The organism is Streptococcus oralis (genome assembly GCF_001578935.1).
In the GTDB taxonomy this organism is placed as follows: domain Bacteria; phylum Bacillota; class Bacilli; order Lactobacillales; family Streptococcaceae; genus Streptococcus; species Streptococcus oralis_R.
In genome coordinates this window covers 392,697-405,359 of sequence record NZ_KQ969522.1, presented here as the reverse complement: position 1 = coordinate 405,359, position 12,663 = coordinate 392,697, and the positions used below count along the sequence as shown (strand labels likewise).

The following is a 12,663-nucleotide window of genomic DNA, read 5'->3' as shown; positions in this document are numbered from 1 at the left end:
GTCGTTTTGTGAGCTATGGGAAAGAAAGTGCTCTCAATTACGAATAAATAAGGGAGAAAAAATTTTTTAAAAACTCCCCTAAATAGTTAACCTCCTATTGAAAAAGTGGTAGAATAAAACATATCTTCATTATAGTAATAGAATGAAAGTGTGAATCAATGAAAATTTCTAACGATTGGCTCCTATTTTTAGGTCGCACAGCCCTGTATTTCGTGATCATCATGGGCTTGCTTTACTTCTTTAGTTACCTGGGTCAAGGACAGGGAAGCTTTATTTATAACGAGTTTTAGAGAGGAGACGGTGGATGGTGACCAAAAACGAGATTGTCAAGGACATGATAGAAAGGATAGAGCATTGGGCCAGTATAGAGCCAGATTTTCCAGTTTACCATGTCCTTGGACAGGAGCATACCTATGGTGATTTAAAGGCGGATTCGGACAGTCTAGCTGCGGTGCTGGATACTCTAGATTTGCCAGAAAAATCACCAGTCCTAGTCTTTGGTGGACAGGAATACGAAATGTTGGCGACCTTTGTGGCCCTGACCAAGTTGGGACATGCCTATATTCCTGTGGATCGCCATTCGAGCTTGGAGCGCGTGACAGCTATTTTAGAAGTGGCAGAACCAAGCTTGGTGATTGCGATCTCTGATTTCCCTTTGGAGCAGGTGAGCCTACCCATTTTGAGGTTGGAGCAGATTCAGGATGCCTTTGCCCAGAAGAACCAGTATCAGTTGACGCATTCTGTCAAGGGAGATGATAATTACTACATCATCTTTACCTCAGGGACGACGGGCAAGCCCAAGGGCGTGCAGATTTCCCATGACAATCTTCTGAGTTTCACCAACTGGATGATTAGAGACAAGGAATTTGCGACCCCTAGTCGTCCGCAAATGTTGGCGCAACCGCCTTATTCTTTTGACCTGTCTGTCATGTACTGGGCGCCAACCTTGGCGCTGGGAGGAACACTTTTTGCTCTTCCTTCAGCCATCACGCAAGACTTTAAGCAGCTCTTTGCGACTATCTTTTCTCTTCCAATCGCGATCTGGACTTCAACTCCGTCCTTTGTCGATCTGGCACTTTTGTCAGAAGACTTTAACAGCCAGCAACTCCCAGGGATTACCCATTTTTACTTTGACGGGGAGGAATTGACGGTTAAAACCGCACAAAAACTTCGGGATCGTTTTCCAAAAGCCCGTATTATCAATGCCTACGGACCAACAGAAGCGACAGTAGCCCTCTCAGCTGTTGCCGTGACAGACGAGATGTTGACGACTCTTAAACGCCTTCCAATCGGCTATACCAAGGCGGATTCTCCGACTTTTATCATTGATGAGGAAGGTCAGAAAGTTCCAAATGGTGAACAGGGAGAAATCATCGTGACTGGTCCAGCAGTTTCCAAAGGCTATCTCCATAACCCTGAAAAAACTGCCGAAGCCTTCTTTGAGTTTGAAGGTCTGCCAGCCTATCACACTGGCGATGTAGGAAGCATGACAGATGAAGGCTTGCTACTCTACGGAGGACGGATGGACTTCCAAATCAAGTTTAATGGCTATCGCATCGAGCTAGAGGATGTTTCCCAAAACCTTAACAAGTCCCGCTACATCGAGTCGGCTGTTGCCGTTCCACGCTATAACAAGGACCACAAGGTGCAAAATCTTCTCGCTTATATCATCTTAAAAGACGGCATTCGTGAGCAATTTGAGCGAGAGATTGACATTACCAAGGCCATCAAGAAAAATCTGGAGAACATCATGATGCCTTATATGATGCCATCTAAGTTTCTCTACCGAGAGAGCCTGCCTTTGACTCCAAATGGCAAGATTGACATCAAAGGCTTGATTAACGAGGTAAATATCCGATGATGGAATTTTTCAAACAGCTTCCTCATTTGGAACCCTACGGCAATCCCCAGTATTTTCTCTATGTGATACTAGCCGTTCTTCCTATTTTTATCGGTCTTTTTTTCAAGAAGCGCTTTGCCTTGTACGAGGTGCTCGTTAGTCTCTTCTTTATCCTAGCCATGTTGACAGGTGGGAAGACGGATCAAATAAGCGCTCTTATCCTTTACGTTATCTGGCAAGTACTGCTTGTATTTTTCTACAAAAGGTACAGGAAACAACGGGATAGTAAATGGATATTTTACCTGGTTAGCTTTTTATCCCTAGTGCCTATCGTCTTTGTGAAAGTATCTCCTGCTATTCATGGAACCCAGTCCTTGATTGGATTTTTGGGAATTTCTTACTTAACCTTTCGTGCAGTTGGGGTTATCGTTGAGTTGAGAGATGGTGTTATCAAGGATTTAACGATCTGGCAATTCTTGCGTTTTCTTCTCTTTATGCCGACTTTTTCAAGTGGTCCCATTGATCGTTTTAAACGCTTCAATGAAAATTACGAGACCATTCCTGAGCGGGATGAGCTGATGGATATGCTAGAAGAGGCTGTCAAGTATATCATGCTTGGCTTCCTTTACAAGTTTATCTTGGCCCATGTTTTAGGAGAGATATTACTGCCTCCGCTGCAAAATTTGGCCTTGCAGACGGGTGGTTTCTTTAACCATTATGCTCTTGCAGTTATGTATACCTTCGGTTTAGAACTGTTCTTTGACTTTGCGGGCTACTCTATGTTTGCCCTAGCCATTTCAAACTTGATGGGCATTCATAGTCCGATGAACTTCAACAAGCCTTTTTTATCAAGGGATTTAAAGGAATTTTGGAATCGTTGGCACATGAGTCTGTCCTTCTGGTTCCGTGACTTTGTCTTTATGCGGATGGTCATGGTGTTGACTAGAAAGAAGGTCTTTAAGAATCGCAATGTCACTTCAAGTGTAGCCTATATTCTCAATATGCTGATTATGGGATTTTGGCACGGTGTGACCTGGTACTACATCGCCTATGGACTCTTTCATGGGCTTGGACTGGTCATCAATGACGCTTGGGTTCGCAAGAAAAAAGCGCTCAATAAAGAACGGAAAAAAGCTGGAAAGGGTTCCTTACCTGAGAATCGCTGGATTCAGTTGCTTGGCATGGCTGTAACCTTCCATGTCGTCATGTTCTCATTCTTAATCTTTTCTGGATTTTTGAATGATTTGTGGTTTAAAAAATAAAAGGATATAAAAATGGATATCAAATCAGAAGTTATTGAAATTATTGATGAGTTGTTTATGGAAGATGTTTCTGACATGATGGATGAAGATCTTTTTGATGCCGGTATTCTGGATAGCATGGGAACGGTTGAATTAATTGTAGAGATTGAAAACCGTTTTGACATTCGCGTCCCAGTGACGGAGTTCGGGCGCGATGACTGGAATACAGCTACTAAAATCATAGCTGGTATTGTGGAGCTACAAAATGCTTAAACGCTTATGGATGATCTTTGGCCCTTTGCTTCTTGCTAGTTTCCTTGCCTTCTTACTAATCTTTTTCTATCCTAACAATCCAAGTCATAATTTGATTGAAGAAAAGTATTCTGCGGCTTCTATTAGCAGGGAAAGCTTTAAAGAGAGAAGCCAAAAAGTAAGGGCTCTTACGGATCCAAATATGCGTTTTGTCCCTTTTCTAGGGTCAAGTGAATGGATTCGGTTTGACAGTGTCCATCCAGCTGTTTTAGCAGAAAAATACAATCGTCCCTATCGCCCGTACTTTCTGGGTCAGGCAGGAGCGGCCTCGCTTAACCAATATTTCGGTTTGCAGCAAATTTTACCAGAAATAGAGAACAAGCAGGCGGTGTTTGTTATCTCGCCTCAATGGTTTACAGAGACAGACTATGAGCCTGCAGCATTTCAGCAATATTTTAATAGTGATCAGTTGACAGCTTTTTTGGAAAATCAATCTGGAGATATCGCAGCAAAGCATGCGGCTATTCGATTGTTAAAGCAGAATCCCAATGTGGCGTTGAAAGGCATTGTTCAAAAGATTTCAAAAGGAGAAGGCTTGTCAGCTACTGATCGACTTATTGCTAACCTTTTTGCACGATTCAATGAAAAGCAGGCCGCACTATTTGGTCAATTTTCACTACGTGGAAAACTCAAGTACAAAGGGCATGTAGAAAATTATTTAAAAGATCTTCCTGATCAGTTTTCCTATGAAGAATTAGAAAAAATTGCTCGAAAGGACGCAGAAGCAAATACGACCAATAACGATATGGGGATGGAAAATCATTTCTATACGAGAGAGGTTCAAAAGGATTTAAAAAAATGGGAAGGATATCAAAAAAATTACAACTTCCTCAAGTCCTCTGAATACAATGATTTGCAGCTGGTCCTCAATCAATTTGCTAAGTCGAATGTCAATGTGCTCTTTATCATTCAGCCGGTTAACAAGAAGTGGATGGAGTACACAGGACTCAGCGAAGAGATGTACCAGCATGCAGTGGAGAAAATTCGTTACCAATTAGAAAGTCAGGGTTTTACCAATATTGCTGATTTTTCAAAAAATGGAGGGGACCCTTATTTTGTTAAGGATACTATTCATCTAGGATGGTTAGGTTGGCTGGCTTTTGATAAGGTTGTCAATCCTTTCTTGACGGATCCGAAACCAGCTCCAGACTACAAGATGAATGACCGCTTCTTTAGCAAGGACTGGGCAACCTATGATGGGAACATCAAAGATTTCCAATAAAATGAGCTAAAAGTTTGGGATTTAAACCCAAGCTTTTTTGTTTAAATGGCGAATATTTAAGATACAAATAGGTCAAAAGTTTCAAAATTTTTAGAAATAGCGTATAATATAAAAGAGAAAAAGAAAAGAAAGGGATTTTAAAATGAACAAACGTTCTTTGTTACCTGTCTTATCGACAGCCCTGTTAGCTCCAGCCTTCTTAGCTGGACAAGTATACGCTGAAGAAGCATCAACTCCTGCAGAAAGTTCAGCTGTTGTAGCGACTCCAGCTACGTCGGCGACTCCAGCTCCTGTTGAGAGCCCTGCAGTACCGGAAACTTCGGCAACTTCAGAAGTGGTTGCACCTGCAGAAGCTTCGACAGCTCCTGCTGAATCTACTAAAAGCGAAGAAAAGGACACTGTTATCTTACACACCAATGATGTCCATGGTCGTATTGTAGAGGAAAAGGGAGTAATTGGAGATGCCAAGTTAGCGACTGTCATTGAGCAGGAACGTGCGAAATCAAATCAAAATACTCTAGTTGTTGATGCGGGAGACGCTTTCCAAGGTTTACCGATTTCCAACTCTACGAAGGGTGAAGCGCGTGCTGAAATTCTCAATCAGATGCAGTATGATGCCATGGCAGTAGGAAACCATGAGTTTGACTTTGGTCTTGATGAAGTTAAAAAATACAAGGAAATCTTGAAATTCCCATTACTTAGCTCCAATACTTATGTCAATGGAGCTCGTCTTTTTGAAGCGTCTACAATTGTTGATAAAGATAAGACTGTAGAAGGTGATGAGTTTGTTGTAATCGGTGTGACAACACCTGAAACTGCCACAAAGACCCACCCTAAAAACATTAAAGGGGTAACTTTTACAGATCCAATCTCTGAAGTCAATAAGGTCATCGAAGAAGTTCAAGCCAAGACGCGTGCAGAAGGTAAGGACTACAAACACTATGTTGTGCTCGCTCACTTGGGTGTAGATTCCACAACTCCAGTCGAGTGGCGTGGTTCAACCTTGGCAGAAGCTCTATCTAAAAATCCTCGTCTCAAAGGCAAACGTGTGACAGTTATTGATGGGCATTCTCATACAGTAGCTTCCACAACTTATGGCGACAATGTTACCTATAACCAAACAGGAAGTTACCTTCATAATGTTGGGAAGGTTATCTACAAATCCCGTCAGCTTTTGGGCAATCCTACGTTGATTGCAGCTGCTGACGCCAAGAAACTGGCTGCCAATCCGAAAGTTGAAAAACTAGTCAAAGATATTAAACAAAAATACGACGCTGAAAATGCTGTTGAAGTCGTTTCAAACAGCCCTGTAGAACTCAACGGTGATCGTGAAAATGTTCGAGTCCGTGAAACCAACCTCGGAAACGTCGTAGCAGACTCCCTCTATCAGTATGGTCAAACAGGATTTAGCCATCCGACTGACATCGCTGTGACAAATGGTGGTGGCTTGCGTGAAACCATTGCAAAAGGCAAACCAATCACTAAAGGAAATGTCATTGCCGTTCTTCCATTTGGGAATACCATCTCACAAATCCAAGTGACGGGGCAACAAGTCTTGGATATGTTTGAAAAGTCACTCGGATCTATCTTGCAGGTCGATAAGGATGGCAAGAAGATCTTGGATGAGAACGGGCAACCATTGTTAGAGCCAAGTGGTGGTTTCTTGCAAGTTTCAGGTGTGAAGGTCTACTATGATACCAACCTACCATCAGGCAAACGTGTCTTGGCTATCCAGGTTAAAAACCGTGCAACTGGTCGTTATGAACTACTGGATCTCGCAAAAACCTACTATCTTGCAACCAATGATTTCTTAGCTGCGGGTGGTGATGGCTACATTATGTTGGGTGGCGCGCGTGAAGAAGGTCCTTCTATGGATGCAGCCTTTGAAGAGTATCTGAAAACCGCTGATTTGACCCAGTATGAAAAGATTAATCCGAACTCACGGACGATTTCTGTGGATTCTAAAAACTTTAGTTTACCAGTAGAAACGCCTCAAACGAATGCGACTGCTAATGATGCGACTACAAATGTGCCATTGACTTATGAGGTGGCAGGTCAATTTAGCAAGAAGGCAGTTGTCTCAGAAAAAGCCCTCCCAAATACAGGAAGCGAACAGTCCATCTTCTTGCTCTTGATGGGAATGGTAGCTGGTTTGGCAGGTATCTTATCGAGTCGAAAACCAAAGCAAAAATAGGTTAAATTTTACATCTAGAAGAGTCGAGGGAAACGTTTTTACGCCTTTTTCCCTTGACTCTTTTTTGGTTTATGATATAATTAACCAGTAAAGAATCGGTGGCTATCTATGTTTTTTACGAAAAAGATAGCTAGGGAAGGAGTAACACATGAGACAGCTTGCACAGGAAATCGATAACTTTTTAAACGAGGTGATCTTGAGATCTGAGAACCAGCATGAAATTCTGATCGGGCATTGCACAAGTGACGTAGCCTTGACCAATACTCAGGAACACATCCTCATGCTCTTGTCCGAAGAATCCCTAACCAACTCGGAGTTGGCCCGTCGCCTCAATGTCAGTCAGGCGGCAGTGACCAAGGCTATCAAGTCTTTGGTCAAAGAGGGCATGTTAGAGACATCTAGAGATCCAAAAGATGCGCGTGTGATTTTTTACCAACTGACAGAACTAGCTCGACCAGTGGCAGAGGAACACCACCATCATCATGAACACACGCTCTTAGCCTATGAACAAGTAGCAAGTCAGTTTACTCCAAATGAACAAGAAGTTATCCAGCGGTTTTTAACTGCTTTAGTAGGAGAAATCAAATAATGAGGTATATTACAGTAGAGGACTTGTCTTTCTATTATGACAAAGAGCCTGTCCTCGAGCATATCAACTATAGTGTTGATAGTGGGGAGTTTGTCACCCTGACTGGTGAAAATGGAGCTGCCAAGACAACGCTTATCAAGGCGAGCCTAGGTATTTTGCAGCCGAGATTTGGCAAGGTAACCATCTCAAAGACAAATACTCATGGGAAAAAGCTTAGGATAGCTTATCTTCCCCAGCAGATAGCCAGTTTTAATGCTGGTTTTCCAAGTACAGTTTATGAATTTGTCAAGTCGGGTCGCTATCCTCGAAAGGGTTGGTTTCGTCGCTTGAACGCCCATGATGAGGAGCATATCAAGGCCAGTCTAGACTCAGTTGGTATGTGGGAACATCGTGACAAACGAATTGGTTCTCTTTCGGGAGGTCAAAAGCAACGAGCAGTGATTGCCCGAATGTTTGCTTCTGACCCAGATATCTTTGTCCTGGATGAGCCGACAACAGGGATGGATGCTGGAAGCAAAAATGAATTTTACGAACTCATGCACCATAGTGCCCATCATCATGGCAAGGCTGTTTTGATGATTACCCATGACCCTGAGGAGGTCAAGGACTATGCAGATCGCAATATCCATCTAGTTCGTAACCAAGACTCGCCGTGGCGTTGTTTCAACGTTCACGAAAGCGACCAGGAGGTGGAACATGCTTAGTTTGTTATCTTATGATTTCATGCAGCGTGCCTTCTTAGCGGTCATTGCCATGAGTCTCTTTTCTCCAGTTCTTGGGACTTTCCTTATCTTACGTCGTCAGAGTCTCATGAGCGATACCCTCAGTCACGTTTCTCTATCAGGTGTAGCCTTTGGTCTGGTTTTGGGGATTTCTCCAACTGTTTCCACTATTGCCATTGTCTTGATTGCTGCGGTCTTTCTGGAGTATCTTCGGACAGTCTATAAGAACTTTATGGAAATCGGGACTGCCATCCTCATGTCAACAGGACTTGCAGTGTCTCTTATCGTGATGAGTAAGGGTAAAAGTTCGAGTTCCATGAGTTTGGACCAATATCTCTTTGGTTCGATTGTGACCATTAGCCAGGAGCAGGTGATATTCCTCTTTGCCATTGCTGCGGTCGTTTTGCTCTTGACTTTCTTATTCTTGCGACCAATGTATATCCTGACTTTTGATGAGGACACGGCCTTTGTGGATGGACTTCCAGTTCGTACTATGTCTATCCTCTTTAACATGGTGACAGGGGTGGCCATTGCCCTTATGATACCAGCAGCAGGAGCCCTTTTGGTATCGACCATTATGGTCTTGCCAGCTAGTATTGCCCTTCGTCTGGGGAAAAACTTCAAATCCGTTATGTTACTAGCCAGCGCTATTGGCTTTTTGGGAATGGTGGCAGGACTCTATATTTCCTACTATGCGGAAACCCCTGCCAGCGCTAGTATCACCATTATCTTTGTAGCTGTCTTTTTGTTAGTCAGTCTACTGAAACGTTTTATCAAATAGGAGAATGAAATGAAAAAAATTAGCTTACTACTAGCTAGTCTATGTGCCCTGTTTTTAGTGGCTTGTTCCAATCAAAAACAGGCAGATGGGAAATTAAATATCGTGACAACCTTTTACCCTGTCTACGAATTTACCAAGCAAGTCGCAGGAGATACTGCTAATGTAGAACTTTTAATCGGTGCTGGTACAGAACCCCATGAGTATGAACCGTCTGCCAAGGCAGTTGCCAAAATCCAAGACGCAGATACCTTTGTCTATGAAAATGAAAACATGGAAACTTGGGTTCCAAAATTGTTAGAATCCTTGGATAAGAAAAAGGTGAAAACCATCAAGGCGACAGGTGATATGCTCCTCTTGCCAGGTGGTGAGGAAGAAGAGGAAGGGCATGATCATGGCGGTGAGGGTCACCATCACGACTACGATCCCCATGTTTGGCTTTCACCAGCACGCGCCATCAAACTGGTAGAGCATATCCGTGACAGCTTGTCAGCAGATTATCCTGATAAAAAAGAGACTTTTGAGAAGAATGCGGCCACCTATATCGAAAAATTGCAAGCCTTGGATAAGGCCTACACAGATGGTTTGTCTCAAGCTAAACAAAAGAGCTTTGTGACCCAGCACGCTGCCTTTAACTACCTTGCCTTGGACTACGGTCTCAAGCAAGTATCCATCTCAGGTCTCTCACCAGATGCAGAACCATCAGCAGCACGTTTGGCAGAATTGACAGAGTACGTCAAGAAAAATAAAATTGCCTATATCTACTTTGAAGAAAATGCCTCACAAGCCCTCGCCAATACACTTTCAAAAGAAACAGGTGTCAAACTAGACGTGCTCAATCCGCTGGAAAGTCTGACAGAAGAAGCAACCAAGGCTGGTGAGGACTATATCTCCGTGATGGAGAAAAACCTCAAGGCTTTGAAACAAACAACGGACCAAGAAGGACCAGAAATCGAGCCTGAGAAGGAAGAAAACACCAAGACGGTTCACAATGGTTACTTTGAGGATGCAGATGTCAAGGATCGTACCTTGAGTGACTATGTAGGTAACTGGCAATCAGTTTATCCTTTCCTTGAAGACGGGACCTTTGACCAAGTCTTTGACTACAAGGCCAAGTTGACTGGTAAGATGACCCAGGCTGAGTACAAGGCTTACTATAGAAAAGGCTATCAGACAGATGTGACTAAGATTAACATTACTGATAACACTATGGAATTTGTTCAAGGTGGACAAAGTAAGAAATTCACCTACAAGTATGTCGGCAAGAAAATCTTGACTTACAAGAAAGGCAATCGTGGTGTTCGCTTCCTCTTTGAAGCGACAGATACGGACGCTGGACAATTCAAGTATGTTCAGTTTAGTGACCACAATATTGCCCCAGTTAAGGCAGAACATTTCCATATCTTCTTTGGAGGTACAAGCCAAGAAGCCCTCTTTGAAGAAATGGACAACTGGCCAACCTATTACCCAGATAATCTATCTGGTCAAGAAATTGCCCAAGAAATGTTGGCACATTGATGCAAGAGAATATCCCGCAAATCTGCGGGATTTTTTGCTATAAATGATTATCTGGTTAGGTTGTTAGGTGGTATTGTATTTCTGGTCTGATATTTACTGTGTAATGGAGATGTCATTTTCGGCTTAGTAGACTTTGGCTGATTCTCACTAGCTGGCGAATGCAAAAGTTACTATTGTACAAATTATAGAATCTTTTCAGGGGATTTAGGAAGGGAGCTTAGTCATATTGACGCTGCTATCACTTTTTGTTATAGTCAAGAAGAGAGCAGTCTAGAACAATAGTTTATTCACAGCCTGTGGATAAGTCTAGGGGGAAATGACATACAACTCAGGGCGTTGAAGTATCCTGATAATAGTTCTGTATATTAGTGACTTTCTGGGAAGCTAGTAGAAACCTTAGTACAGAGCTATTTGGCAAAGATCTGTTTAGGGTGAAAGCTTCCAAGTCTAAGAGCTGGAGTCTGAAAAGACTAGTTTGTAGGCATATTTTCTTATCCACAAGTTGTGGATAACTTTGTGAACAAGAGAAAGAGATGTGAGATGATGACGAAAATAAAACCGCATGGACCATTACCAAGCCAGGCTCAGCTAGCTTATCTGGAAGATGAACTAGCAGCCTTTATCCACTTTGGCCCCAATACCTTTTATGACCAAGAATGGGGAAGTGGGCAAGAGGATCCCAAGCGTTTTAACCCGACCAAGTTGGATGCGCGGGAATGGGTTCGGGTACTCAAGGAAACGGGCTTTAAAAAGTTGATTTTGGTGGTCAAGCACCACGACGGCTTTGTCCTTTATCCGACAGCTTACACAGATTATTCGGTCAAAGCCAGTCCTTGGAGGGATGGAAAGGGAGATTTGCTCCTTGAAGTATCCCAAGCTGTGACTGAGTTTGATATGGATATGGGAGTGTATTTGTCTCCTTGGGATGCCCACAGCCCTCTCTACCATGTAGACAGGCAGGCAGAGTACAATGCCTATTATTTAGCCCAGTTGAAGGAGATTTTGTCGAATCCTGCCTATGGTAATGGAGGGAAGTTTGCTGAGGTTTGGATGGATGGTGCCAGAGGAGAGGGCGCTCAAAAGGTCAATTATGAATTTGAGAAATGGTTTGAAACCATTCGTGACTTGCAGGGCGATTGCTTGATTTTCTCAACGGAAGGCACTAGTATTCGCTGGATTGGCAATGAACGAGGCTATGCAGGGGATCCGCTATGGCAAAAAGTCAAGCCAGACCAGTTGGGGACTGAGGCTGCACTAGATTATCTGCAACATGGGGATTCAGAAGGAACACTATTTTCAATCGGTGAAGCAGATGTCTCCCTTCGACCGGGCTGGTTTTACCATGAGGATCAGGATTCCAAGTCTCTCGAGGAGTTGGTCGAAATCTACTTTCACTCGGTAGGGCGGGGAACTCCACTTTTGCTCAATATCCCACCAAACCAAGATGGACTTTTTGACGAAAAGGATATCCAGCGTCTCTATGAATTTGCTGCCTACCGTGACGAACTCTATAAAGAAGATTTGGCTCTGGGAGCCAAGGTATCTGGTCCTGCTCTATCATCAGACTTTGCCTGCCACCATCTGACAGATGGACGGGATACCAGTTCATGGGCAAGTGATGCAGAGTTACCAATCCAATTAGAGCTCGATTTAGGGGCTCCTAAAACTTTTGATGTAATTGAGTTAAGGGAAGATTTGAAGCTAGGGCAACGCATCGCTGCTTTCCATGTTCAGGTAGAGTTGGATGGCGTCTGGCAGGAGTTTGGAACTGGTTATACTGTTGGCTACAAACGTCTCTTGCGAGGGCCAATCGTTGAGGCGCAGAAAATTCGTGTGACCATTACAGAGGCCCAGGCTTTGCCTTTGTTGACCAAAATTTCACTCTATAAAACACCTACCTTGTCGAGAAAAGAAGCTGTTCAGCAGCTAGAGTTTTCAGAAAAAAGTCTAGCTGTGACCAAGGGAGAAAATGTCCACTTTACAGTGAAGCGCAGAGAATCTAATAGTCCTTTGGAAGCTAAGATTTCGATTCAACCAGGGACGGGTGTGCATGGTGTCGCTTATCGGGACGAGATTCAAGTCCTTGTGTTTCAAGTTGGCGAGACTGAAAAAAAGCTAATGCTACCAACCTTGTATTTTGCAGGAGATAAAACCTTGGACTTTTATCTGAATCTGACGGTAGAGGGTCAGCTTGTTGCTCAGCTTCAAGTTCAAGTTTCATAAAAGAAGAACCTTTGCGCGATGCAA

At 43.2% G+C, this 12,663-nt stretch carries 11 protein-coding genes; all 11 read left to right on the top strand.

What is annotated here, in order from left to right; translation table 11 throughout:
* Positions 1-158: 158 nt before the first annotated feature.
* Positions 159-290 carry a teichoic acid D-Ala incorporation-associated protein DltX gene (locus SORDD15_RS08340; protein ID WP_061416279.1) on the top strand — a complete coding sequence of 44 codons (132 nt, stop codon included), beginning with the start codon at positions 159-161 and terminating at the stop codon, positions 288-290.
* Between the two features lie 44 nt (positions 291-334).
* Positions 335-1,861, top strand: a complete 1,527-nt coding sequence (dltA, locus tag SORDD15_RS08335) for a D-alanine--poly(phosphoribitol) ligase subunit DltA (RefSeq protein WP_061416442.1) — start codon at positions 335-337, stop codon at positions 1,859-1,861.
* A complete protein-coding gene (gene dltB / locus SORDD15_RS08330) occupies positions 1,858-3,102 on the top strand; it encodes a D-alanyl-lipoteichoic acid biosynthesis protein DltB (protein ID WP_061416277.1) in 1,245 nt (414 codons plus the stop codon). Before dltA ends, dltB begins: the two co-directional genes overlap by 4 nt.
* Positions 3,103-3,114: 12 nt before the next feature.
* Positions 3,115-3,354 (top strand): D-alanine--poly(phosphoribitol) ligase subunit DltC, encoded by a 240-nt coding sequence (gene dltC / locus SORDD15_RS08325; protein ID WP_061416275.1) that lies wholly within the window; start codon positions 3,115-3,117, stop codon positions 3,352-3,354.
* Positions 3,347-4,615: a D-alanyl-lipoteichoic acid biosynthesis protein DltD gene (dltD, locus tag SORDD15_RS08320; RefSeq protein WP_061416273.1), complete on the top strand. Its 1,269-nt coding sequence runs from the start codon at positions 3,347-3,349 to the stop codon at positions 4,613-4,615. Before dltC ends, dltD begins: the two co-directional genes overlap by 8 nt.
* A gap of 142 nt (positions 4,616-4,757) precedes the next feature.
* Positions 4,758-6,809: a cell surface ecto-5'-nucleotidase Nt5e gene (gene nt5e / locus SORDD15_RS08315; RefSeq protein ID WP_061416271.1), complete on the top strand. Its 2,052-nt coding sequence runs from the start codon at positions 4,758-4,760 to the stop codon at positions 6,807-6,809.
* A gap of 148 nt (positions 6,810-6,957) precedes the next feature.
* On the top strand, positions 6,958-7,398 hold the full coding sequence (adcR, locus tag SORDD15_RS08310) for a zinc-dependent transcriptional regulator AdcR (RefSeq protein WP_001249328.1): 441 nt from the start codon (positions 6,958-6,960) through the stop codon (positions 7,396-7,398).
* On the top strand, positions 7,398-8,102 hold the full coding sequence (locus SORDD15_RS08305; RefSeq protein ID WP_001269483.1) for a metal ABC transporter ATP-binding protein: 705 nt from the start codon (positions 7,398-7,400) through the stop codon (positions 8,100-8,102). Before adcR ends, SORDD15_RS08305 begins: the two co-directional genes overlap by 1 nt.
* On the top strand, positions 8,095-8,901 hold the full coding sequence (locus SORDD15_RS08300; RefSeq protein ID WP_061416269.1) for a metal ABC transporter permease: 807 nt from the start codon (positions 8,095-8,097) through the stop codon (positions 8,899-8,901). Before SORDD15_RS08305 ends, SORDD15_RS08300 begins: the two co-directional genes overlap by 8 nt.
* A 9-nt stretch (positions 8,902-8,910) precedes the next feature.
* Positions 8,911-10,416 carry a zinc ABC transporter substrate-binding lipoprotein AdcA gene (gene adcA / locus SORDD15_RS08295; RefSeq protein WP_061416266.1) on the top strand — a complete coding sequence of 502 codons (1,506 nt, stop codon included), beginning with the start codon at positions 8,911-8,913 and terminating at the stop codon, positions 10,414-10,416.
* Positions 10,417-10,959: 543 nt separating this feature from the next.
* Positions 10,960-12,639 (top strand): alpha-L-fucosidase, encoded by a 1,680-nt coding sequence (locus SORDD15_RS08290; RefSeq protein ID WP_061416439.1) that lies wholly within the window; start codon positions 10,960-10,962, stop codon positions 12,637-12,639.
* Positions 12,640-12,663: the final 24 nt, after the last annotated feature.